This window comes from Flavobacterium enshiense (assembly GCF_022836875.1).
Classification (GTDB): Bacteria; Bacteroidota; Bacteroidia; order Flavobacteriales; family Flavobacteriaceae; genus Flavobacterium; species Flavobacterium enshiense_A.
In genome coordinates this window covers 615061-638501 of record NZ_CP090376.1, presented here as the reverse complement: position 1 = coordinate 638501, position 23441 = coordinate 615061, and the positions used below count along the sequence as shown (strand labels likewise).

Below are 23441 nucleotides of genomic sequence, written 5' to 3'. Positions count from 1 at the left end.
ATATAGAATCGAAATTACTTCGTCTTCTTCACATACTGCGTAAGGATAACGATATGCTGTCCTTCGACTCTTCCTTCAATCTGTTCGGCGTTGTCCCAAACCAGTTTGATGTTGTGTACCGCTGCACCACGCTTAGCCGTGAAATTGGCTCCTTTTACATCCAAATCTTTAATCAGTACTACGGAATCCCCGTCGAACAAAATATTGCCGTTAGAATCCTTGTGGACGATTTTACCTTCGTCTTCGTCACCTTCCCCGGTAGCTTTTGCCCATTCCAAAGCTTCTTCGTCCAGATACATCATCTCTAACAGGTCGTTCTTTTTTAAACGGGTAAGCATTCTCCAGGAAACGATCTGCACCGGCAGATGCTCGTTCCACATGCTGTCAGAAAGACAATGCCAGTGGTTAGCGTCGGTGGTTTCCGGATTTTCAATCTGACCTACACAGGTTTTGCAGGCTAAAATACTGGTTTCTAAACTTTCTTTATTCTCAGGAGGAAGGTTGTATACTTGTAAATCATGCGGATTACCACACAATTCGCATTTCGAATCGCTGCGGTCTTTTAGTTTTTTTTCAATTACGCTCATCGTTGTTGTTTTAAGAGGAAGCCATTTACTTTGCTTAGGCGTTTGCTATGGCTGAAATCATTGGCAAATATACAAATTTAGTTCCGACCTCTCTCGTTGGGATACAAATCGGGCAGAGGCGAACTTTGCCAGAATTCTTTGGTGTCCACATTCATGATGGTCAGTCGTCCTTTGAAGGCTGCACCGGTATCGACGTTCCAAACATTGGCACGGTTAACCGGAACCGAATACCCAATTCGGGTTACAGGCGTGTGACCGATGAAGATTTCTTCATATAGAGCAAGTCGCTTCGGGTAAAACAAGTCTTTTCGACAAAGCGTTTTGTCCATTGCCAATGCGGCTTCCCATAGGGTACGGTCCCAGCAGAACATCCCTTTGAAGTATTCAAATTCCACTCCCTTTTGGTTAGTAAAACCGGCGTGTACAAACAGTCGGTTTTGTTCGTCCAGATGATAGTCGTTCAGAGCGGTTAGGAATTCGATGTGCGCCGAAATCCTGTCATCATCAATGTTTCCGTAAACATCTACCGTCGATTGTCCGCCGTGCAAGCGCCATTCATCATTGTCGTGTCCTTCTGAAAGCCAGCGCAGGAGCATCTCTTCGTGGTTCCCCTGAATGAAAATGCAATGATGTGTTTTGTCCAGTTTGATCAGGAAATCAATCACAAAAGGCGTATCGTTCCAGCCATCAACAAAATCACCCAGAAAAATGAGTTTGTCGTTGGTGGTCACATGGGCCCGTTCCAAAACCTGTTCCAAGGCTTTGAGTCCGCCATGTATGTCGCCGATTACCAGAGTTCTGCTCATTGCTAGTCTGAATTTTATTCAAATTTCTTAAAAACAATTGGGATAATCAAATGCTAAAGAAAAAAGCTACAAAATTAACATTTTTTGAAGGAAAGCCTCAATGGCAGGGTAGGGCGAGAGGGTAGTTTTGGGCCTTTAAAAAAAAATACCCACTAACTAAAAATTATCCTAAAAATGAAAAAAATTACTCTTGTATTTACTGTTATGATTTATGTTCTTTTATTGTCCTCCTGTTCTGTTGAAGAGGTGGATACCTCTAAACCAAAATCTATTGTAATGAAAACTGATTTTAGTGAGACAATAAAGCAGGGAGATTCGGTTTCTAATGAAGAAGATGAAATTGATCCTCCAAAATCAGGAACACCACCTATTAAAATATAATGATAAGTTTCTTAAAATAGTCAACTTTATTAATTTCTTCATTATTTTTGGGACTATTAATCTTACAAATGAATCTAAAACCCTTTTTCATATTAATTATTTTATCTTTCTTTTTTTGGTGTTGTGAAGACAAAATAGACGAGAACTTGGTTTTTCCGAAAAATTATTTGAATGATATTCTCTTTCGGAAATTTGACAGTAAATCTTTTGATGACAATCAAAAGAAGGTCATTTTAAATAAAATAAAGATTGGATTAGATTCACAAAATTTCGATACTGTTTCTAGAAGATATTATATAAATCTCGCTTTGAAATACTGTCAGATAAATGACTTAGAGTCCTTTAAAAAAGTTTCATATCAAACTGAAAAAAAATGTTTGTTTATTAAAGATACTATTGGAGCAATCCAATCAAAATGTTTTATTGCTTCTTATTACATAGAGAAATATCAAAATGATAGCGCTTACTTTAATTATTTAAAAGCGCAAAAACTTTCAGAAAAATATAAAGGAAAGCCTTTTCTAGGTTCCATACTGTTGAATAAAGCAGAATTGCTTACTTATCAAAAAGATTTTGCAGGAGCTGAAACGTTGGCAACTCAGGCTTTAAGAATTGGTAATGAAAGAAACAATAATTCTTTAGTTTACGAATGTAATCTTGTTTTAGGTAAGGCTCTAAAAGGGATGAACCAAGACAAGGAAGCTATGAATTATTATTTAAAAGCACTAAAAAATACTGATGATTTGAAAGCAGATTATCAGTATTTAGTCTTAAAGGCTCAGATCTATAATTATATTGCATTATTATATCAAAAACAAGATAATTATAAAGAATCTATCAAATATGTTGAAAAAGCATTGTGTCTTGAGGATTTTAAGGCAAAGAACATAACGCGTTATGTGTATTTGCTAAATACCTTAGCTTACTCCAAATTTAAATTAAATGACAACAGTTGTTTGGAACTGTTTAATACAACTTTAGAGTTAGGCGATAGCCTGCAGAACATTCCGACACAGCTTACCGCTAGATTGCACCTATCTGAATATTACTTGTCAAAAAAGAAAACAGCATCAGCAAAAAGTTTTGCCGAAGCAGCTAGGATGATGTCACACCAAAATGAGGTTTTCGAAGACGAACTAGAAGCACTCGAACTGCTGGCTAAGATTGACCCCAGTCACGCTTCGGATTATAACAAACGTTATATTGTTCTTAACGACAGTTTACAAAATGTAGAGCGCGCCACCCGTAATAAATTTGCCCGAATTGAATTCGAGACCGACGAAATCACCAATGAGAAAAACATCGCGGAGGCGGAAAATGAAAAGATGGCCATGCAGCGCTGGATGATAATTGCGTTTGGTTTGTCTTTCATAGTACTGATCATCCTGTTTTATGTGTCCCGTCTGCAGCGTGCCAAAAACAGAGAGTTGCGTTACCTTCAGCAACAACAGATGGCCAATGCAGAAATCTATCAATTAATGCTCGACCAACAACAGAAAATCGAAGAAGGGAAGCAGATCGAAAAAAGAAGAATCGCCAAGGAACTTCATGACGGTATTATGGGGAAATTGAGTGCTATCCGCCTAAACTTATTTGTGTTAAGCAAAGCAAACAACCCTGAAACCATTGCCCGATGTTCGGAATACATTGATGAAATTCAGAATGTCGAGAAGGAAGTCCGCAAAATCTCACATGATTTGAGTCAGAATCTTTTTGCCCACGTTTCCGATTTTACGCTGATGGTTACCAATCTGATGGAGGCAGCCAAAGGGCATTCCCAGTTACAGTTTAAGCTGATTATCGATGAGAAAATTGACTGGAATTCTGTACCCAGCGTTGTAAAAATGCAAGTGTATCGTATTTTGCAGGAGGCCCTACACAATATTCAAAAATATTCTGAAGCCAAGAGTGTTTGTATTCGTATAACCCGGGAAGATGATCTTCTGACGATCTCAGTTGCTGATGATGGTGTTGGATTTGACCCTAAGACCATTAAACCTGGTATAGGACATAAAAACATGAGAGAACGTGCTGCCGAAATTAATGCTGAACTTGCAATTTGGTCTGAGGTCGGAAAAGGAACTCAAATTGATTTGAAAATTGTAACATAGTTTTATATTTTTGTGCGAAATATAACACATAATGACTGTCAAAATATTGTTTGTAGACGATCATCCGCTACAAATCCTGGGTTACAAGACGATTCTGGACTACAACAACCACGGCTTTTGTATTGAAGCAACGGAATGTTACAACTGCAAAGATGCTTTTTCGATAGTAACCAATACGGTTAATCGTCCTGATTTTGATATGGTCTTTCTCGATAGAAGCATGCCGGCCTATGAAGAGGAAGGTATTTACTCCGGAGAAGATTTGGCCATACTGGTAAAAAAGAACGTTCCGAAAGCAAAAATTGTAATTCTTACCTCACACGCTGAGTCCTTCATTATTTATGATATTATGAAGAAAGTCAATCCGGCCGGGTTGCTTATTAAATCTGATTTCAGTGGAGAGGAATTATTGTTGGCTTTCGATTCGATCATAAACGATGAAACTTATCATAGTGAGACGGTTCAAAAAGCGATTAAAGAACTCCTTTCCAGAGAAGAGTATCTGGACAGCATCAACCGAAAAATCATCATGCTGATCTCTCAAGGTTTTAAAACCAAAACCATTGCCGGAGAAGTCAAACTGACGGAAAGCGCCGTGGAGAAAAGAAAAGCCAAAATAAAAGACTATTTCTGTATCGGCAAAGGCAATGATGAAGACATTATTCGCGAGGCAAAACGATTGGGGTTTATTTGATTTAACATTAATTACGGAAAAACCACAACATGTTCTTTTTTTCTGATGCTAGTTTTATCAAATCAAATTGCTGCTGATTATTAAAACATTATAAGCAATGATGTTGAGTACGGATTATTATTTTGCTTTAGTTCAAATGCTTAAAGAAACATTACAATAACAAATTCAAGACAGTGCCCAGATACAGTAAGTTAAAGAAGTAGTAAACGCCAGAAAAAATGTAAAACAAGCCTTAATTTAGCTTCTGTATTGGGTGCTAATCCAAATGTTATGATTCAAATGCCGAAAATAATCGCCGGACTCATCCTTTGGATGTTCAGGGTCATCACCGAAAATATGATTCCCTAATTGTATTTCATTTTCCGCAAAATACGCATCACTTCTTTAAATGAAACATAGGCCACAGGATTATTATAGGTCTTTAAAAACGGTTTGGCGTCAATCAGTTTTTGCTTGGCATCCTGAAAACCGTTGAGGTAGCAAATCATCAGTATGGCAGGAAGGTTTTCCAGATCCTTCTCTTCCCGGGTAGTTAATGTCAGCCCTTTTTCGAGTTTGCTCACCAGAGCAAGATTGGAATTGTAAATGTGGAACAGCATTTTCCGGTTGTACTCTGGCGGTTCAAACAACATTTTGGTTTCCATCTTGTAATAGCCGTTTTCATAAAAGTGCAGCGTTACCTTTTCCAGCGGATAATAACTCGTTTTATCGTTCAGTCCTAAAGGGACATACTCGGTAATCGTGAAAGCATTTTCAGAATATTCCACCGTTACTTCATCCAGGGCCGAATAAAAAAGTTTGACCTGTTCGTTGATCAGTTCAATATCCACCCGGGAATAAAACGTTTTGTCGCGCAGTTTTTTCTTGTTTCCCGCCCAGCACACTACAAAAAGTTCTTTGAATACTTTATATTTCGGGCTCATGTCCGGATGACGGTTGTTGATAAAGTCAATCACGCCTTCCAGCGTATGCGCGATACTGTTGTGTGAATTGTTTTCTATGCTGATAACCGTTTCGGCATTCAGATTCTTCGTTTTAATCGACATCGAAACTTCCGATACGGTCTCAACCGGCATAGTCGAACTTCCCCGTCTCATGAAAATTGTTTTGGCGACAATGGTGTGGATCCCTTTTTTAAAAGATGAGATTTTATTGTTGGGTTTGATGGTTACCAATCCGACAACCTTGTCTTTCGGAAGATTCGGAAATGGGACGTTTTCGTACTGGATTTTCGGCGCATTGTCCAAAAAGGCATTTACAAGGTTCTGAATACGACTGTCGTCAAAAAAATCGTCACCCACAATCTCATTGTCCTGGTCTTCAACACCAACAACAATGTAGGAATTGTTCAGAGGGTTAGAGTTGGAAAGCGCACAAATGTGTTTCAGAAACTTGGCCTTGCCTTCTTTTGTGTGTAAGTTAAGCTGTCTTTTTTTATCATAAAAAGTGCTTTCGTCACTGTGGGCGAGCAAATTTTTTATAAGAAGACGCTTATTGATCATCCTGAGAAAGCGTTTTGGTTTACAACACAAAGTTTGTATAAAGTTCGTTAAAATTTTGTTAAGGCTTATAAGATTATAGTAAAACAAACGTTTTGAAATTATAACCCTAAAAAAATAACCTAAAAAGAGTCACTTATGAAAATCTTAAAAAACTGCATGTTGGCATTTTTTGCAATGGCCTGCATATCTGCTTTACTAGCAAGCTGTAACGACAATGATGATAATTCCCAAGTGTCGGGAACTTCGAAAATTACGGTCAGTATGACCGATGCTCCGGGAGATTATGACGAAGTTAACGTTGAGGTGGTTGATGTGGAGATTAAATCCCCTGAAGGTGGGTGGATGAGTATTGGTAATAATCCAGGAGTTTACAACCTGTTGGATTTAACAGGAGGCGTAAGTGTAATCTTGGCCGATAGTATTGTACCGTCGGGACATTTGGGTCAGATGCGCCTAATCTTAGGTGAGAACAATACTGTTGTGAAAGAAGGGGTAACTTATCCTTTACGAACTCCGAGCGCGCAACAATCCGGTTTGAAACTACAGATCAACCAAACGTTGCAACCGGATTTTACCTATAATTTTCTATTGGATTTCGACGTGCATCATTCCGTTGTGGTTGAAGCCGGGAATTCAGGAAATTATAACCTGCACCCTGTAATCAGAGTAACAACTGAAACAATGTCGGGTGCAATCAAAGGAACGGTAGAGCCAATTGATGTTCCAACAGAAGCTTCGGTTATGGTTAACGGCGTTTTGGTTACTGCAAATACTAACGATTTGGGTGTGTTTCAGTTAAACGGAATCCCTTCAGGAACTTATACGGTAACTTTAACACCGGACATTGCTTCTGGGCATGCTGTTTTGGTGGTTGATAATGTTGAAGTTATAAACGGACAAATCACCAACATGGGAACCCTGACACTGCCATAAGTTAACAGGAAATAAAAATTTTATTAAAAGACAGCTAAAACCATGGCTGTCTTTTGTTTTTTAACCAATCGTTAACAACTTAACAGCAAATTAATTTTCAATTTGCAGTGTTAAAATATCTTATTAATTTCACGGCTCAAAAAACACACGCAAATGGAAGATACGACAGCTACTATGGACATTAGGGCAATTAATGAAAAAATAGAGAGAGAAAGTGCTTTTATTGACCTTCTGACAATGGAGATGAACAAGGTAATCGTTGGTCAGAAAACCATGATCGAACGTTTACTTATCGGACTATTGGCGCAGGGGCATATCCTTTTGGAAGGCGTTCCCGGGTTGGCAAAAACATTAGCCATCAACACCCTTTCTCAAGCAGTTCACGGTACCTTCAGCAGAATCCAGTTCACACCCGATTTGCTTCCGGCCGATGTGGTGGGAACCATGATTTACAATATGAAAGTGAATGACTTTTCCATTAAGAAAGGTCCTATTTTCGCCAATTTCGTTCTTGCCGATGAGATCAACCGTGCTCCAGCCAAAGTACAGTCGGCACTGTTGGAAGCCATGCAGGAAAAGCAGGTAACCATCGGAGATGAAACTTTCAAATTGGACAGACCGTTTTTGGTAATGGCTACGCAAAACCCGGTGGAACAGGAAGGAACTTATCCGTTACCGGAAGCTCAGGTAGACCGTTTCATGTTAAAAGTGGTTATCGATTATCCTAAAATGGAAGACGAGCGCTTGGTTATCCGTCAAAACCTGAACGGTGGATTTGAAAAAGTGAGCCAAGTGGTGTCTTTGGAACAGATCTTACGTGCACAGCAAGCTGTTCGTGAGGTCTATATGGACGAAAAAATTGAGAAATACATCTTAGATATAATTTTCGCAACCCGTTACCCGGAAAAATACAAATTAGCCGATTTAAAACCATTAATCAGTTTCGGAGCTTCTCCTCGTGGAAGTATCAACCTGGCTTTGGCGGCAAAATGTTATGCTTTCATCAAGCGCCGTGGGTATGTAATTCCGGAAGACGTTCGCGCTGTAGTGCACGATGTGTTACGTCACCGTATCGGGATTACTTATGAGGCAGAAGCGGAAAACGTTACTTCGGTAGACATCATCAACAAAATAGTTAACGAGGTTGAAGTGCCTTAAAATTTAGTTTACAGCTAACCGTCTCAGTATACAGCTTTTTGAAAACTAAGCAACTGCGACTGAAAACTGCGACTGAAAACTAAAAATATGGATACCAAAGAATTACTGAAAAAAGTACGGAAAATTGAAATCAAAACCCGAAGATTGAGCGATCATGTCTTTTCGGGCGAATATCATACGTCGTTTAAAGGACGGGGAATGACTTTTTCCGAAGTACGCCAATATCAGTTTGGAGACGATGTTCGTGCTATCGACTGGAATGTAACGGCGCGTTGTAACGAACCGTACATAAAAGTATTCGAGGAAGAACGTGAATTGACGATGATGCTGATGGTGGACTGCAGCGGATCGGAAAGTTTCGGGACCAAAAATCAGCTGAAAAGCGAAATTGTTACCGAAATAGCAGCCACTATGGCTTTTTCAGCGACACAAAACAATGATAAGATTGGATTGATTTTATTTTCCGATCAAATCGAATTGTTTATTCCTCCTAAAAAAGGAAAATCCCACGTGCTTCGAATCATCCGTGAACTGATCGAATTTCAGCCTAAAAGCAGAAAGACAGATTTGTCTCAGGCCCTGAAGTTTCTTTCGGGCATTCAGAAAAAGAAAGCCATCGTATTCGTAATTTCCGATTTCATGACCAATGATTACGAACATACGCTAAAAATTGCCGGAAAGAAACATGATGTAACTGGTGTCCGCGTTTATGATCATCGCGAAGAAATGATGCCAAACATCGGTATGGTACCGATGGAAGATGCAGAAACAGGTGAAATCATGTTGGTAAATACCAATTCGAAAAAGGTACGTATGGAGTACGAGAAAAATTACCTTGATAACGTAAAATATTTTAACGAAACGTTTTCCCGTTGTGGTTCCGGAGTGGTAAGCACAAGGGTAGATGAGAGTTATGTAACCAAATTACTGGGCTATTTCAAATCGCGATAACAGCGTCGGTGCCGAATAAGTTTAAGTAGTGACAAAAAATGACAAACAGAAAACAATACATATTCCTTTTTTTACTGATCGCAACCTTGGGTTTTGCGCAACAGCCAGTACAAACCAGTGTTGATTCAACCAAGATTAAAATCGGTTCTCAGTTCAATCTGACTTTAAAGGTAAAAGGAACAAAAGAAACCCGCGTGGCTTTCCCTGAAAGCAAAAATTTAGGGCAGTTGGAGGTGCTGGAGTCGTATCCGATTGATACGATAAAAAAAGACGCGACTTTCGAGTTCATCAAGAAATACGGTTTAACACAATTCGATTCGGGACGTTACGTGATTCCGAGAATTCCGGTGTTAATCGGAAACAAACAATTCTTGTCGGATTCGGCCGTAATTGTAGTTAACAACGTAGTAGTTGATACACTCAAACAGAAAATGCACGATATCAAACCGATTGTTGAGGTTAAGGATTCGTCGTCTGATTTCTGGTGGTATTTGTTGGGAATCGTGCTATTGGGCGGATTGGGATTCTTAGGTTATTGGCTTTACAAAAAGTATAAAAACCGTCCGAAAGAAGAAGTGATTGTTTATGCTTCGCCAATTGAAAAAGCAACTAGTTTACTTCAGAATCTGGAAAAAAAATCACTTTTGGAACACGGTGATGTTAAATCGTACTATTCTGAAATGACAGATATCACACGTACGTACATCGAAGAAACCGTGCATATTCCCGCCATGGAGAGTACCACCGACGAGCTTTTGGTAGCGATGAAACAAGCGGCGATGAAGAAGAAAATGGGTATTCGTCAGGAGACCATGGAAACTTTCGAGAAAATCCTTAAAAATGCTGATCTGGTAAAATTTGCCAAATCCAAACCTATGGATTTTGAGATTACGGACGACCGCAAAAACATCGAAAAAATAATTTTTACTATTGATAAAGCCTTGCCGAAAGAAATCGAAGAGGACGAGGTTGATTCTGATTACGAAAGGCAACAGGAAGAACTGAAACGCAAAAAGATTAAGAAACGCAATACCATGGTTGGAGTCGCGTCCGGTTGTATTGCTTTACTTGTAATCGGATTCGTATTCTTAAACGGAACGAGTCTTTTTGGAAGTTCGACTAAGGAATTGTATGATCAGGATTGGATTACCAGCGAATACGGAAATCCCGGCGTGATTATAGCTACCCCGAATGTTTTGATTCGTAAGGATGCAGATAAAGAACTGCCAAAAGGGACAATGGCTTTGTTGAAGGAAATGCAAATGTTTGAATATGGAGGTTATTTTGATGATTACTATATCACGGTAAGTACTTCAAAATTCAAACAGCCAATGAAAGACAGTGAAAATGCCGCCATGCTGGATAAAGCATTGGAGGGTGGACTGAAAGCATTGGAATTGAGAGGAGCTCAGGATATCATCGTGAAAACAGAAGATTTCAATACCGGTAACGGATTTTCCGGAAGAAAAGCGTACGGAACCATGAATATGCTTGACCCAATTAAACGTAAATCAGAGAAAGTATATTACGAATACATTGCCTTCGGACAGGAGGGTGGTTTACAGCAAGTACTTTTGGCTCACAAAGAAGGTGATGAATTTGGAAGTAAAATCACGTCCAGAATTTTAGAATCAGTCGAACTTAGAAAAGCAGCACAATAATGAAAAACATCACGTTTGCCAATCCGGAATTCTTCTGGCTGTTTTTGGTTCTGCCTATAGCCATTGGCTGGTATTTTTGGAAGGGAAAAGAACATTCAGCTGCGTTAAAAGTCAGCTCGGTTAAAGGGTTCAAAGTGTCTAATTCGGTACTGCCAAAGCTAAAGCCGATGTTGTTCGTTTTACGTCTGTTGGCTCTAAGTGCCTTGATCGTAGCGATTGCCAGACCACAATCCACTGATGTTACCAATAAATCCAGAACAACACGCGGAATAGATATTGTAATGGCAATAGACGTTTCCGGAAGTATGCTGGCCAAGGATTTAAAACCAAACCGTATGGAAGCTTTGAAAAGAGTTGCTTCCGAATTCGTAGAAGAACGTCCCAATGACCGTATCGGTTTAGTGGTGTATGCCGCTGAAAGTTACACCAAAACACCGGTAACCAGCGACAAAGCTGTGGTTTTAGATGCTTTGAACAGCGTTAAATACGATAATGTGCTGCAGGATGGAACAGGTATCGGAGTAGGATTGGCTACTGCGGTAAACCGTTTAAAAGACAGCAAAGCAAAAAGTAAAGTCATCATTCTTTTAACAGACGGGGTAAACAATTCTGGATTTATCGACCCAAGAATGGCTTCGGAAATAGCTAGGGAATATGGTATTAAGGTCTATACCATCGGAATCGGAACCAATGGAATGGCGGAATCCCCATATGCAATTGCTCCAAACGGGCAGTTTCTATTCCGTATGATGAAAGTGGAAGTTGATGAAAAACTGATGAAGGAAATCGCTTTGATGACCGATGGCAAGTATTTCAGAGCCACCAGCAATAAAAGTTTGGAAAGCATTTATAACGAAATCAATAAATTGGAAACCACAGAGGTTCAGGAACAGCGTTTTTATAATTATGACGAAAAATACAGGTTGTTCGGATTTTTTGCCCTTGGGTTGCTGAGTTTGGAATTAGTGTTAAGAAAGACCTTGTTTAGAGGTTTTATATAAGTGATCATGGAGAATTTTGAATTTGACGAGCCGAAATATTTTTATTTAGCAGCTATCCTGCCGATTCTGTTGCTGCTTTTCCTGATCAATTTGTATTGGCAGAAGAAAAAGCAACGGGAATTCGGTGATTTGGAGTTGCTAAAACAATTAAGCCCCGAAAAATCGACATTCAAACCGGTGCTGAAATTAGTCGTAGTCTTATTGGGATTGGCGGCGTTGGTTCTTGCTTTGGTGAATCCGAAAATTGGGACCAAAATGGAAACGGTAAAGCGCCAAGGAGTGGACATCGTTTTTGCGGTTGATATTTCCAAAAGTATGTTGGCGGAAGACATTGCGCCGAACCGTCTGGAAAAAAGCAAACAGGTGGTTTCGCAAATCATCAATCAATTGGGCAGTGACCGCATCGGAATAGTTGGATATGCTGGAAGTGCCTACCCGGTTTTGCCAATAACCACCGATTACAGTGTAGCCAAAATGTACCTCCAAAGTATGAACACCGATATGGTTTCGTCCCAGGGAACAGCATTGGGCGAAGCGTTGAAACTGGCCAGTTCATATTTTGACGATCCGCAAACAAGCAAATTGATTATCATGCTTTCAGATGGCGAGGATCACGGTGAAGGGTTTGAAGAAGCTCTGGATGAAATTAAGGACAAAAAAATAAAGGTGATAACAGTTGGTATCGGAACCGAAAAAGGAGGCCCGATTCCATTACGCCATAATGGAGTTATTGAAAGCTTCAAAAAAGACCGAGAAGGAGAAACGGTTATCACGAAGTTATATCCTGAAACACTGAAAACAATCGCCAAAAATGCCGGTGGAGGTTATGTTTTCGGCGGAAATACCAAAAATGTCCTTGATTATGTGAAAAACGGATTGGACAATTTAGAAAAAACCGATTTCGAAAGTCAGCAGATAGCCGATTTTGAATCGCAGTTCCAATGGTTTTTAGGCATCGCCTTTTTCTTGCTGCTTTTGGATGTTTTCTTTTTGGAAAGAAGAACAAAATGGGTGAGAAGACTGAATTTGTTTAATGAGGAGAAAAAATAAAAGTCGGATGAAACATTTAATTCTATGTGTCTTTTTATTGTTTTCTGCGGGACTTTTTGCTCAAAAAAAGGATAAAAACCTGCCGAAAGGAAATGAAGAGTTCAACGATAAAAAATTCGCGGAAGCGGAAGCGGATTACCGTATTTCACAATTCCAGAACCCGCAAAGAGCAACGGCTTCTTACAACTTAGGTAATGCGATTTACCGTCAGAAGCAACCCAGCGAAGCCAAGCATTCCTATCTGGAAGCCATTGAAAATGCCAAGGGGAAAAAACAAAAGCACAAAGCCTATCACAATTTAGGGAATGTTCTGATGACGGAAAAAAACTATCAGGGCGCTGTAGAAGCCTATAAAAATGCGCTTCGCAATAATCCAAGCGATGAGGAAACCCGTTATAATTATGCGTTGGCGAAGCAAAAATTAAAAGAAAATCCGCCTAAAAAAGACGATAAAAACAAGGATAAGGACAAAGATCAAAACAAAGATCAGCAGCCGAAAGACAATAAAGACCAGAACAAGGACCAACAGGATAAGAATCAGGACAAAAATCAGGATAAGAAAGACGATCCTAAAAATCCGGACAAGAAGGAAGGTAAAGGCGATGAGGATAAACAACCTCAAAAACCACAGCCTAGTGGCGCTTCGAAACAACGAATGGAAAATTTGTTGGATGCGCTAAACAATGAGGAAAAGAAAATTCAAGATAAAGTTAAGGGAAGGGAAGTCAAAGGAAGACCGACTCAAAATGAGAAAGATTGGTAATCGATTTGAGAATAATGCGTGTTGATTTTATGAAAGAAATTAAATTGATGGGAAGTAAGAGTTTTATTCTGTTGTTGTTTTTAGCCGTTCAATCGGTTTTTGCTCAAGTGGAGTTCAAAGCCACCGTGAGTAATAACAACATTGGAATCAATGAGCGTTTGCGAATCGATTTTACTATGAATGATGATGGTGATAATTTCGAAGCACCATCGTTTGAAGGATTCCGGATTTTTGGCGGCCCCAATCAGTCTGTTAGCTATTCATGGGTGAACGGTAGAAAGTCCTTCAGCAAATCTTACTCTTTCTTTTTGATGCCTACTAAAAAAGGAACATTTGTCATCAAACCCGCTTCGATAGAAATCGCGGGGAAAATCTATAAAACCAATCCGGTAAAGGTGACTGTTGGAAATGCGGTGGTACAGCCGGAACCGGAAGAGGAAGAAGATCCGTTCGCAATCATTTTTGGAAATCAGCGCAGAAGACAACAGCAACAACAGCAGCAGCAACAATTACCGCCTTCATTAAAAGATGGCGACGGGATTCATTTGGTAGCAGAAATTTCCAACCCCAATCCGTATATGAATGAACCAATTACGGCTGTTTATAAATTGTATGTGAGTCCGTATGTGAGCGTGAGTGATTTCCGTGAAACGGCCAGCCCGAAATACAACAATTTCTGGAGCCAGTCCATCGATATTAAAAACCTATCAGTTCAGATGGGCAAATTCAACGGAGAAGATTATCGTTATGTGGTCCTGAGAAAAACCGTTTTGTATCCGCAAAAGACAGGGAAATTAAGGATTGAGCCTTTAACATTGGATATTACTATGCAGGCACCAACCGGTCGTCGAGATGTTTTTGGCCGAATGGAGATTACCAACGGAACCAAAAAAGTATCAGCGGGTGCCAAAATGATTAACGTGAAAGCTTTACCAGAGGCTGGAAAACCAGAAGGATTTGATGGTGCGGTCGGTTCTTTCGACTTCAAGGTAAAACCTTCAAAAACGACTTTAAAATCAGGTGAATCGCTGCAATTAGTTGTAAGTGCTGCCGGTAAAGGGAACATGAAGTTGTTTACGTTGCCTAAGCCTGTAGTCCCAAGCGCGCTGGAAATGTATGATCCAGAACATCAGGAAAATGTAACCACACCTTTGTTGGGAATGCAGGGGACAATTTCCGACACCTATACGATAGTGCCACAATACAAAGGAGTTTATACGATTAAACCATTGACGTTTTCCTACTTCGATTTAAATACGAAGGCTTATAAAACCATTACTTCTGAAGAGATAAAAATCAATGTTTTGGATGGGCAAATGCCGACTTCAGGTGATCAGGTAGCATCGTCAGGCAAACAGGCGGTTGTGAAAAGCGATCAGTTTGCTTTTGTGAAAGCCAAAACAGATTTGTCTCCCATCCATGCTGATGATTTTCTGGGTTCCAGTTTGTTCTATACCCTTTTATTCGGTCCTTTCTTAATCATTCCGGTGATTGTATTAGCAAAAAAGAAAAAAGAAGCCATCGATAGTGATGTGGCTGGAAATAAAATCCGTCAGTCAAACAAACTGGCTAAAAAGTTCCTTTCTGAAGCCAACAAACAATTGGGTAATAAAGAACCGTTTTATGATGCTATGGAGCGCGCAATGCACAACTTCCTAAAGGCAAAACTGTCTATTGAAACATCCGAAATGAGCAAGGATAATATTCAGGAATTGCTGGTTTCGAAAAATGCACAAACGGAGACTGTCAACGATTTTATGAACTTGATGGGTAACTGCGAATTTGCCCGTTACGCGCCATCAACCAGTGTAGCTATGCAGCAGGATTATGATAAGGCAGTAAGTGTGATTTCCGATTTGAGCAAGCAGATTTAATTTTGAAAGCGATGAAAAAGTTGTTCTATATAGTTTTATTGGTTTCTCAGGCCATTTTTGCCCAATCCGCTTTTGAGAAAGGAAACGAATTGTACCGTAAAGAGAAATACGAGGAAGCCGTGGTTTTGTATGAAGGAATCCTGAGATCTGGCGAACAGTCGGCAGAGTTGTATTTCAATTTGGGAAATGCTTATTATAAACTTCATAAAGTGGCGCCGTCAATTTATAATTACGAAAAGGCGCTGCTGCTGAATCCCGACGATGCCGAAATACAGACCAACCTAAAATTCGCCCAAAAAATGGCGATAGACGAAATAAAAGTGGTTCCTGAGGTAGGCTTTTCAAAAATGTTGAGTGACCTTTTGGATGTGTTCCATTATGACACTTGGGCGGGAATTGCCACGGGTTTCTCGGCTTTGTTTCTGTTGTTTTTTATCGGCTACTATTTCGGAAGCACCTCTTTGGTGAAACGTTCGTTTTTTGTGGCGATGATTCTTTCTTTGGTGGTTATACTGATAAGCGTTGCTTCGGCCATGACGGAACGAAATAATTATAATAAGGAACGCCCGGCGATTGTATTTGCTGAATCAATTTCAGTAAAAAGCGAACCGATGGCTTCTGCACCAGAAGCGTTCGTGTTGCATGAAGGGACTAAGGTTTTCGTTTTGGAGAATCGTGAAAAATGGCGTAAAATCCAGCTAACCGATGAAACCGAAGGCTGGATTGAAAAAGATGCCATTCGTGAGTTGAAATCCAGTGATCAGTAATTGGATTTCAGTAGACAGTGTTTATGAACTTTTTAGCGTGCTTTCTTTTAAATTACTGAACCAATCGGTTAAGACGGGTAATAGAAATTCGGAAGTTTTTAATATCGGATTAAAAAGCAGTGACTCATCCTGAGTTTCTTTGGAAACCATCATGTTGTTGATGTTCACTTTCTGGAACAAGCACAAAACAACACCTAGGAGCAAAATCGTTTTTATCGTTGCAAAAAGTCCGCCACCTAAGTTGTTCAACCATCCCATAAAGGCCATACTAGCCACACCGGACAATGCTTTGGCTAACAAATGAATGGCAACCACGACGGCTATCAATGTCAAAATAAAAGCCGTAACCTGAATGGTTTTTGGCGACCATGACACCACGCTGCCTACTGCGGAGCGAACCGCATACGAAAATTTAATGGCAACATATATTCCGATGAAAAGCGAAATCAGTGAAGCTATTTCCACGAAAAGTCCGTTGCGAATACCTTTAATCAATCCAAATACCAAAAACGCGGCCAACACAATATCAATAAAACCCATAACAAGAGAATATAAAAAAGCGCAAAGATAGAAGAACGAGAAGAAAAGAGGGGTAAGGGAAAAGTAAAAAAGGGATAAACTCGCCTTTAAAAGTATAATTCTCGATGTACAACTCACTATCTTTGCAACATAATTTTATGATGTGTGGATTCATAACTCATAACTCATAACTCATAAATTCAAAAAATGTCAAGAGACGAACAATTAAAATCACGCTGGGAAACAGTGGTCACCATACTTTCCAATCAATTTGCCGATGGCGAAATATTGGATTTGGATGCCATAATTTATCTGATAGGTGTTCAGGAATTAGGGCAATTCAGCAAGACTTTCAAAAAGGACGAAAAGGTAAACCTGATGCATATCGCGATTTGCCGATTGTTAGAGCCTTATGGTTACTATGAATTCGATTATTTTGACAATGACGGCTGGCCGCATTACAAGGTTAAGGAACAGCTTCCGCCGTTGAAAGCTGGTGAACAATCGGTGCTGATGAAAGAAGCGATTGTGAATTATTTTCTGGAAAAACAGCTTATTGAATAGTAATCAGATGAAAGAACACAGATTTCAGACCTAAAACTTCTGATTTCTGACTTTTAACTTCTAACTTTTTCCTAAATTTGCATCCAATTACAGAATGACGATGACAGACAAGATTAAAGAATACATTGGTGAAGCACAGTCTTTTACTACCGATAATAAAGAAACCTTAGAGGCTTTCCGAATCAAGTTTTTGGGAAGTAAGGGCTTGTTGAAAGACCTTTTCGCTGAGTTTAAAAACGTACCGAACGACCAGAAAAAAGAATTTGGTCAGGTAATCAATTTGCTGAAGGTAACTGCAGAGGATAAAGTAAAATCCATTCAGGAAGCCTTGGAAAGTAAGGAGGTTGCAGGCGGGGTTTACGGTGATTTGACACGTCCGGGCGAGCCTTTGGTTATCGGTTCACGTCATCCAATTTCTATCGTAAAAAATCAAATCGTCGATATTTTTTCCAACATCGGATTCAATGTTTCCGAAGGTCCGGAAATCGAAGACGACTGGCATAATTTTACTGCTTTGAACCTTCCGGAATACCATCCGGCAAGAGACATGCAGGATACGTTCTTCATTCAGAGCAATCCGGATGTATTGTTGCGTACGCACACTTCGTCGGTTCAGGTACGTTATATGGAAGACAACAAACCACCAATCCGTACAATTTCACCGGGTCGTGTGTTCCGTAATGAGGCCGTTTCGTCACGTTCACACTGTATTTTCCACCAGGTGGAAGGTTTGTACATCGACCATAATGTTTCATTTGCCGATTTGAAACAAACGTTATTGTATTTCACCAAAGAGATGTTCGGAAAATCGAAAATCCGTTTGCGTCCGAGTTACTTCCCGTTCACAGAGCCAAGTGCCGAAGTGGATATTTACTGGGGATTAAAAACTGAAACCGATTACCGCATCACCAAAGGAACCGGTTGGTTGGAGATCATGGGTTGTGGAATGGTAGATCCGAATGTTTTGAAAAACTGCGGTATCGATGCCGACAAATACAACGGTTTCGCTTTCGGTATGGGGATCGAACGTATCGCAATGTTGTTGTACCAAATTGGAGATATCCGAATGTTCTATGAGAACGATGTACGTTTCCTGGAACAATTCAAGTCAAGTATATAAAAGTAAGGCTCCTTTTTGGAGCCTTTTTTATTGCGTTTTATTTAAGATATATTTTTCTGCCATCGCGCCTTCAATCCTTTTGCCTTCCCGATCCAGCATCCATATTCGGCCTTCCCCAACTTTGTACTGCGTTTCCGTTCCGACTTTGTCTAGTTTTATAACGCTTCCCGAAGCATCCCAAGTAAAAGTTCCTTTGGTAATTGTTGGCTTCTTTTCCCTGTCTTGATATAAAACGGACAACTCATAAGTTTTATCTTTGTTAACGGTGATTTTGGTTTCAATTCCGGGGCAATCGGCACACGGAATAACTCCTTCGTAAGAACCGTTCCAATCCACGGCATTTTCAGAAGTATGTCCATCGTTAGCCAAAGTTGTGGTGTCCAGCTCCCTTTCAGTTGTTTCCGATTCTTTTTTATTGCCAAATTCACAACCAAATACGGTTATGTTGAGGGAGAACAGTGTTGCAGTAAGTAGTTTCATATCTTTTTTATGAGCAGTTGGATTGCGATAAAAGTTGTAAATAAAATTACGGAATAATATAGTAAATTTGTGCACTTTTAATTTTTACAACGCTATGCAAAAAGATATTATTATACCAAAAGTGGAAAATGTGTATGTGGCCGCCATTCAAGAATGGAATGACGATTTTATGGAAAACTCATGGTATGCATATCTGGTTAATGATAGTGATGAAAAACTGGAAATGGCCATTGTGGTTACAAGAGCTTACGGTCAGATTAATGGGGAAGAACGTAAAACTGGGACTTTCCGTCACGCTTTTAAAGAAGTGGAGCCCAATTCGGCCGTGAAAATCGAATTGCTGGAAAACAACGTACTTCAATTGAACAACGAGTTTCTGGTAACGTTCTTTATTGGCGACAAGTTATACGACAAGAGTTATGTTTTCAGAGGCAATACCATAAACGATCGTGCTATGACCGACATTCCGGTGATGAACAAACGTGGTGTATTGGTAAAGTAACGCCTGCAAATCAATTCATAAAGAAAAGATAAGCTTCTCACAAAAGCTTTTAGTGTTGTTTTTATGTATCCAAAGCAAATGATTTTAGGGATATAAATTTGAAAACGGGATTGAAAGGATGCTGGAATATTTCCTACTTTAGGAAAATTTTTCAGCAAAAACCCAAATGAGAAAAACAGCTTTTCTATTTATTACAGCATTACTTTCTGTAAGCGCTTTTTCGCAAAATAAAAATTATGCACAATATGTAAATCCGTTTATTGGTACGGGAGGTCATGGGCACACATTTCCAGGAGCTACAATGCCTTTCGGGATGGTGCAATTATCGCCAGATACCCGAATTGAAGGTAGTTGGGACGGTTGTGGCGGTTATCATTATTCGGATAATATCATTTACGGTTTTTCCCATACGCATCTCAATGGCGTGGGGGTTTCAGATTTTGGCGATATAATGCTGATGCCAACGATGGGCGAACCTTCATTGGATAATAAAATCTATTCTTCCTCTTTTTCGCATGCCAATGAAAAAGCTAAAGCCGGATTTTATGCTGTGAAATTGGACAAGCATAATATTGACGTAAGACTGACGGCTTCCACAAGAGTAGGTTTTCATGAATATACTTTCAGCAAGGATGGCCGGGCTAATATCATTCTGGATTTAAATCACCGCGATAAGCTTTTGCAGGGCGAGGTTAAAATTATCGATAACAAAACCATCGAAATTCTCCGCAGAAGCGAAGCCTGGGCGCGCGATCAGTACGTTTTTGCCCGTATCGAGTTCAATGTTCCGATGAAAGTAAGCAACTCTAAAAACAGTAAGCTTTTTTCTGATAATCAAGCTGATAAATATTTGGCGTTGAGTTTTTCCAAACCTGTAAAAAAAGGTGAAAAGATTTTAGTGAAAGTGGCGTTATCACCCACTGGTTATGAAGGCGCCAAACTGAACATGTCCGAAATCAAACACTGGGATTTTGAAAAAGCCAAAAAAGATGCTGAAGTGCTTTGGAATAAAGAACTGTCCAAAATCGAAGTGACTTCTTCAAACAGTGACAAGCTAGCCATTTTCTATACGGCTTTGTATCACACGATGATGCAGCCTAACATTGCTGAGGATATCGACGGAAAATATCGCGGACGTGATAACAAAATTCATATCGCGGATAACTTCGATTATTACACGGTTTTCTCGCTTTGGGATACTTTCCGTGGGGCACATCCGTTGTATACTCTTATTGATAAAAAACGTACTTCCGATTACATCAATACATTTATTAAACAATACGAACAGGGTGGAAGGCTTCCGGTTTGGGAACTGGCTTCAAATGAAACGGATTGTATGATAGGCTACCATTCTGTTTCGGTTATTGCTGATGCGATGGTAAAAGGAATCAAAGGATTCGATTACGAAAAAGCATTTGAAGCAGCTAAACATTCTGCTATGTTGGATCATTTGGGATTGGAAGCTTATAAGAAAAACGGTTTCATTTCCATTGACGACGAACACGAAAGTGTTTCAAAAACACTAGAATATGCATACGACGACTGGTGTATTGCTCAAATGGCTTATTTGCTGAACAAACCGGATGATTATAACTATTTCATGAAGCGTTCGCAAAACTGGAAAAACCTTTTCGACAAGGAAACAGGTTTCATGCGTCCGAAGAAAAACGGCGGTTGGGACAAGCCTTTTGAGCCGCGTGAAGTAAATAATAATTTTACGGAAGGGAATTCATGGCAGTATTCGTTTTTTGTGCCACAGGATATTTCGAGGCTTATCGAGGCTCATGGCGGAAAAGAAAAATTTGAAGCAAAACTGGACGAATTATTTTCTGCTCCCTCAGTGACGACAGGTCGTGAACAGGCTGATATTACTGGTTTGATAGGGCAGTATGCGCATGGGAACGAACCAAGTCATCATATGGCCTATTTATACAATTACGTGGGTAAACCGGAAAAGACAAAGGAAAAAGTACATTATATCTTAAATGAATTCTATAAAAATGCACCGGACGGATTGATTGGAAATGAAGATTGCGGACAGATGAGCGCTTGGTATGTGTTGAGTTCGATGGGGATCTATGCTGTGACACCGGGAAGTAATGAATGGGATTTAACCGAGCAATATTTTGATAATATAAAGGTCAACTTTGAAGACCGACCGGCTGAATTTATCAAAAAAGATTCCAAGACTAATTTTTTGCCACAGTTTTCTATGGAGAAAGATGAGAAATCACAAATGGTTTTCTCAAAAATGGTTGTTGTTCCAGTAATCCAATCCGATAGCAAAGCGTTTAAAGATAAACTGAAAGTCAGCATTGAATCAAATTCGGGCAATAAGACGTATTATTCGTTTTCTGATAAGGGAGATTTCAAAGAATATACACAGCCCTTCGAAATTGATAAAACAACTTCCGTTTTTGCGTATTGTCTGAACAGTATCGGAGAGAAAAGTAGTATCGTTAGCGCGACGTTCTTTAAAAAACCAAACGATTATACTGTCGACATCAAATCGAAATATTCGGCTCAATACCATGCCGGAGGGCCACAAGGTTTATTGGACGGTGTATTGGGTAACGAAAACTGGCGTAAAGGAGATTGGCAAGGCTATCAGGGGCAGGATTTCGAGGCAGTTATTGATCTGAAAAAGGTAACGAATTTACATGAGCTGTCGGGTCGCTTTTTGCAGGATACCCGTGCTTGGATTGTGATGCCGACCAAAGTGGAATATTATATTTCCAATGACAATGTGAGTTTTGAATTAGTCGGTGCGGTTTCCAATACTGTTGCGGTTGATAATTATAACGAACAGATCAAAGGTTTTGCCTTAAATTTAAAAGAAAGTAAAGCAAGATACGTTAAAGTGAAGGCCTATAACTTAGGTAGATTACCGGAATGGCATCAGGGAGCTGGCGGAGATGCTTATATTTTTGTGGATGAGATAACCGTGAAATAGTTAAATTATAAAGGCGTTAGAAATTCTAACGCCTTTATAATTTTATTTATGGTTTATAATTTTATTCTTTAACCGGGAATAATAGCGAAGTAAGAACCGAAAGTGCCAAAACCGTACCCACGATCAGTAGAGAAACCGGTGATGAAATATGGTAGAAAGGAGCAATAATCATTTTTACTCCGATAAAAGCCAAAATAAGGGCTAATCCGTACTTCAAACGGCTGAACATATACATGAAGTTAGCTAAGAGGAAATAAAGTGCTCTAAGGCCTAGAATTGCGAAGATGTTAGAGGTGTAAAGGATGAAAGGATCGTTCGGGGCAATCGCAAAAATGGCGGGGATACTGTCTACTGCAAAAATTAAATCGGTAAACTCGATTACAGCTACCACGACCAATAAGGGTGTAGCCATTTTTACACCATTTTCTACAGTAAAGAATTTTCCGCCATCATAGTTTTCGCTCACGGGGAAAAAACGGTGTACCAAACGAGCTCCCGGGCTTTTGGTAAAATCTTTGTCGCCTTCATCATGTTCTGAAAACCAGGATTTTATTCCGGCATAAATAAGGAAGAATCCGAAAACAGAAAGAATGACGTTGATTTTTACCAGATATCCGAAGATGTGCATTTCCGGCAGGTAGGTCATGTTAATAAGTTCGACACCCGTAAAAATAAAGATTGCACGAAAGACTAAGGCACCAAGAATTCCCCAGAAAAGTACTTTGTGGTGGAGTTCCCGTTGTACGTTGAAGAACCCGAAAACCATGATGAAAACGAAAAGGTTGTCTACCGAAAGGGCTTTTTCAATCCAATAGGCAGATTGGAACTGCGCAAACTTTTCTACCCCCATGTAATGATAAATCACTCCGCTGAAACCCATCGCAAGCGAAATCCAAATTGTTGATGCTATAAATGCCTCACGACTGCTGATGGCATGAGGGTCTTTTTTGAAAACACCTAAATCCAACAGCAACATAGCTAGAATTACCACTGTAAATACTGTTAGAATTACCGGGTGATCGATCAAATTGTCTATTTTATGTGCATTGCTTTCCATCGGGTGT

22 protein-coding genes are annotated in these 23441 nt (G+C 39.7%); 16 read left to right on the top strand and 6 right to left on the bottom strand.

Features of this window, described 5'->3' with window-relative positions; translation table 11 throughout:
• Positions 1-14 precede the first annotated feature (14 nt).
• On the bottom strand, positions 15-587 hold the full coding sequence (locus tag LZF87_RS02905) for a PhnA domain-containing protein (protein WP_244341618.1): 573 nt from the start codon (positions 585-587) through the stop codon (positions 15-17).
• A gap of 77 nt (positions 588-664) precedes the next feature.
• Positions 665-1393, bottom strand: coding sequence for a metallophosphoesterase (locus tag LZF87_RS02900; RefSeq protein ID WP_244341617.1), 729 nt, complete (start codon positions 1391-1393; stop codon positions 665-667).
• A gap of 174 nt (positions 1394-1567) precedes the next feature.
• On the opposite strand from LZF87_RS02900, the gene LZF87_RS02895 reads away from it, so the two are divergent.
• The 3 genes from LZF87_RS02895 to LZF87_RS02885 all read left to right on the top strand — a co-directional run bounded on the left by LZF87_RS02895 (position 1568) and on the right by LZF87_RS02885 (position 4579).
• Entirely contained in the window at positions 1568-1774 is a 207-nt protein-coding gene (locus LZF87_RS02895) for a hypothetical protein (RefSeq protein WP_244341616.1), read from the top strand.
• Between the two features lie 377 nt (positions 1775-2151).
• The gene (locus LZF87_RS02890; protein ID WP_244341615.1) at positions 2152-3885 is read left to right on the top strand and encodes a tetratricopeptide repeat-containing sensor histidine kinase; all 1734 of its coding nucleotides are present in this window, start codon (positions 2152-2154) and stop codon (positions 3883-3885) included.
• A gap of 31 nt (positions 3886-3916) precedes the next feature.
• Entirely contained in the window at positions 3917-4579 is a 663-nt protein-coding gene (locus LZF87_RS02885) for a response regulator (protein WP_244341614.1), read from the top strand.
• A gap of 344 nt (positions 4580-4923) precedes the next feature.
• On the opposite strand, the gene LZF87_RS02880 is transcribed toward LZF87_RS02885, so the two are convergent.
• Entirely contained in the window at positions 4924-6081 is a 1158-nt protein-coding gene (locus tag LZF87_RS02880) for an ATP-binding protein (RefSeq protein WP_244341613.1), read from the bottom strand.
• A gap of 135 nt (positions 6082-6216) precedes the next feature.
• Here LZF87_RS02880 and LZF87_RS02875 point away from each other — a divergent pair, with 135 nt between their 5' ends.
• The 9 genes from LZF87_RS02875 to LZF87_RS02835 all read left to right on the top strand — a co-directional run bounded on the left by LZF87_RS02875 (position 6217) and on the right by LZF87_RS02835 (position 16239).
• The gene (locus LZF87_RS02875) at positions 6217-7014 is read left to right on the top strand and encodes a DUF4382 domain-containing protein (protein WP_244341609.1); all 798 of its coding nucleotides are present in this window, start codon (positions 6217-6219) and stop codon (positions 7012-7014) included.
• Positions 7015-7167: 153 nt separating this feature from the next.
• A complete protein-coding gene (locus LZF87_RS02870; RefSeq protein WP_244341607.1) occupies positions 7168-8172 on the top strand; it encodes an AAA family ATPase in 1005 nt (334 codons plus the stop codon).
• An 87-nt stretch (positions 8173-8259) separates the two neighbouring features.
• A complete protein-coding gene (locus LZF87_RS02865; RefSeq protein ID WP_244341605.1) occupies positions 8260-9123 on the top strand; it encodes a DUF58 domain-containing protein in 864 nt (287 codons plus the stop codon).
• A 38-nt stretch (positions 9124-9161) separates the two neighbouring features.
• Positions 9162-10784: a BatD family protein gene (locus LZF87_RS02860; protein WP_244341604.1), complete on the top strand. Its 1623-nt coding sequence runs from the start codon at positions 9162-9164 to the stop codon at positions 10782-10784.
• Positions 10784-11785 (top strand): vWA domain-containing protein, encoded by a 1002-nt coding sequence (locus LZF87_RS02855; RefSeq protein ID WP_244341603.1) that lies wholly within the window; start codon positions 10784-10786, stop codon positions 11783-11785. The genes LZF87_RS02860 and LZF87_RS02855 overlap by 1 nt, the downstream gene beginning before the upstream one ends.
• Before the next feature lie 6 nt (positions 11786-11791).
• A complete protein-coding gene (locus tag LZF87_RS02850) occupies positions 11792-12835 on the top strand; it encodes a VWA domain-containing protein (RefSeq protein WP_244341591.1) in 1044 nt (347 codons plus the stop codon).
• Between the two features lie 7 nt (positions 12836-12842).
• Positions 12843-13598, top strand: coding sequence for a tetratricopeptide repeat protein (locus LZF87_RS02845; RefSeq protein ID WP_244341576.1), 756 nt, complete (start codon positions 12843-12845; stop codon positions 13596-13598).
• A gap of 29 nt (positions 13599-13627) precedes the next feature.
• Complete coding sequence (locus LZF87_RS02840; protein WP_244341573.1) at positions 13628-15472, top strand: BatD family protein; 1845 nt, start codon at positions 13628-13630, stop codon at positions 15470-15472.
• 11 nt (positions 15473-15483) lie between these two features.
• Complete coding sequence (locus tag LZF87_RS02835) at positions 15484-16239, top strand: tetratricopeptide repeat protein (protein ID WP_244341570.1); 756 nt, start codon at positions 15484-15486, stop codon at positions 16237-16239.
• 21 nt (positions 16240-16260) lie between these two features.
• Here LZF87_RS02835 and LZF87_RS02830 read toward each other — a convergent pair whose 3' ends face one another.
• Positions 16261-16779 (bottom strand): CvpA family protein, encoded by a 519-nt coding sequence (locus LZF87_RS02830; protein ID WP_244341568.1) that lies wholly within the window; start codon positions 16777-16779, stop codon positions 16261-16263.
• Between the two features lie 186 nt (positions 16780-16965).
• On the opposite strand from LZF87_RS02830, the gene LZF87_RS02825 reads away from it, so the two are divergent.
• Both LZF87_RS02825 and pheS read left to right on the top strand, forming a co-directional pair.
• Positions 16966-17322: a hypothetical protein gene (locus LZF87_RS02825; protein ID WP_244341565.1), complete on the top strand. Its 357-nt coding sequence runs from the start codon at positions 16966-16968 to the stop codon at positions 17320-17322.
• A 100-nt stretch (positions 17323-17422) separates the two neighbouring features.
• Positions 17423-18442 carry a phenylalanine--tRNA ligase subunit alpha gene (gene pheS / locus LZF87_RS02820; RefSeq protein ID WP_244341557.1) on the top strand — a complete coding sequence of 340 codons (1020 nt, stop codon included), beginning with the start codon at positions 17423-17425 and terminating at the stop codon, positions 18440-18442.
• A 27-nt stretch (positions 18443-18469) separates the two neighbouring features.
• On the opposite strand, the gene LZF87_RS02815 is transcribed toward pheS, so the two are convergent.
• Positions 18470-18922, bottom strand: a complete 453-nt coding sequence (locus tag LZF87_RS02815; RefSeq protein WP_244341549.1) for a copper resistance protein NlpE — start codon at positions 18920-18922, stop codon at positions 18470-18472.
• 94 nt (positions 18923-19016) lie between these two features.
• On the opposite strand from LZF87_RS02815, the gene LZF87_RS02810 reads away from it, so the two are divergent.
• Together LZF87_RS02810 and LZF87_RS02805 are read left to right on the top strand one after the other, a co-directional pair.
• Entirely contained in the window at positions 19017-19424 is a 408-nt protein-coding gene (locus tag LZF87_RS02810; RefSeq protein WP_244341546.1) for a hypothetical protein, read from the top strand.
• Positions 19425-19590: 166 nt separating this feature from the next.
• Positions 19591-22377 carry a GH92 family glycosyl hydrolase gene (locus LZF87_RS02805; protein ID WP_244341543.1) on the top strand — a complete coding sequence of 929 codons (2787 nt, stop codon included), beginning with the start codon at positions 19591-19593 and terminating at the stop codon, positions 22375-22377.
• A 61-nt stretch (positions 22378-22438) separates the two neighbouring features.
• On the opposite strand, the gene LZF87_RS02800 is transcribed toward LZF87_RS02805, so the two are convergent.
• Positions 22439-23413: a TerC/Alx family metal homeostasis membrane protein gene (locus LZF87_RS02800; protein WP_413614301.1), complete on the bottom strand. Its 975-nt coding sequence runs from the start codon at positions 23411-23413 to the stop codon at positions 22439-22441.
• Positions 23414-23441: the final 28 nt, after the last annotated feature.

Coding starts and splice junctions, on each gene's coding strand:
- LZF87_RS02840 (WP_244341573.1), top strand. CDS start 13,628: ATGAAAGAAATTAAATTGATGGGAAGTAAGAGTTTTATTCTGTTGTTG.
- LZF87_RS02870 (WP_244341607.1), top strand. CDS start 7,168: ATGGAAGATACGACAGCTACTATGGACATTAGGGCAATTAATGAAAAA.
- LZF87_RS02855 (WP_244341603.1), top strand. CDS start 10,784: ATGAAAAACATCACGTTTGCCAATCCGGAATTCTTCTGGCTGTTTTTG.
- LZF87_RS02805 (WP_244341543.1), top strand. CDS start 19,591: ATGAGAAAAACAGCTTTTCTATTTATTACAGCATTACTTTCTGTAAGC.
- LZF87_RS02880 (WP_244341613.1), bottom strand. CDS start 6,081: ATGATCAATAAGCGTCTTCTTATAAAAAATTTGCTCGCCCACAGTGAC.
- LZF87_RS02810 (WP_244341546.1), top strand. CDS start 19,017: ATGCAAAAAGATATTATTATACCAAAAGTGGAAAATGTGTATGTGGCC.
- LZF87_RS02895 (WP_244341616.1), top strand. CDS start 1,568: ATGAAAAAAATTACTCTTGTATTTACTGTTATGATTTATGTTCTTTTA.
- LZF87_RS02865 (WP_244341605.1), top strand. CDS start 8,260: ATGGATACCAAAGAATTACTGAAAAAAGTACGGAAAATTGAAATCAAA.
- LZF87_RS02900 (WP_244341617.1), bottom strand. CDS start 1,393: ATGAGCAGAACTCTGGTAATCGGCGACATACATGGCGGACTCAAAGCC.
- LZF87_RS02860 (WP_244341604.1), top strand. CDS start 9,162: ATGACAAACAGAAAACAATACATATTCCTTTTTTTACTGATCGCAACC.
- LZF87_RS02835 (WP_244341570.1), top strand. CDS start 15,484: ATGAAAAAGTTGTTCTATATAGTTTTATTGGTTTCTCAGGCCATTTTT.
- LZF87_RS02885 (WP_244341614.1), top strand. CDS start 3,917: ATGACTGTCAAAATATTGTTTGTAGACGATCATCCGCTACAAATCCTG.
- LZF87_RS02815 (WP_244341549.1), bottom strand. CDS start 18,922: ATGAAACTACTTACTGCAACACTGTTCTCCCTCAACATAACCGTATTT.
- LZF87_RS02845 (WP_244341576.1), top strand. CDS start 12,843: ATGAAACATTTAATTCTATGTGTCTTTTTATTGTTTTCTGCGGGACTT.
- LZF87_RS02830 (WP_244341568.1), bottom strand. CDS start 16,779: ATGGGTTTTATTGATATTGTGTTGGCCGCGTTTTTGGTATTTGGATTG.
- pheS (WP_244341557.1), top strand. CDS start 17,423: ATGACAGACAAGATTAAAGAATACATTGGTGAAGCACAGTCTTTTACT.
- LZF87_RS02905 (WP_244341618.1), bottom strand. CDS start 587: ATGAGCGTAATTGAAAAAAAACTAAAAGACCGCAGCGATTCGAAATGC.
- LZF87_RS02875 (WP_244341609.1), top strand. CDS start 6,217: ATGAAAATCTTAAAAAACTGCATGTTGGCATTTTTTGCAATGGCCTGC.
- LZF87_RS02825 (WP_244341565.1), top strand. CDS start 16,966: ATGTCAAGAGACGAACAATTAAAATCACGCTGGGAAACAGTGGTCACC.
- LZF87_RS02850 (WP_244341591.1), top strand. CDS start 11,792: ATGGAGAATTTTGAATTTGACGAGCCGAAATATTTTTATTTAGCAGCT.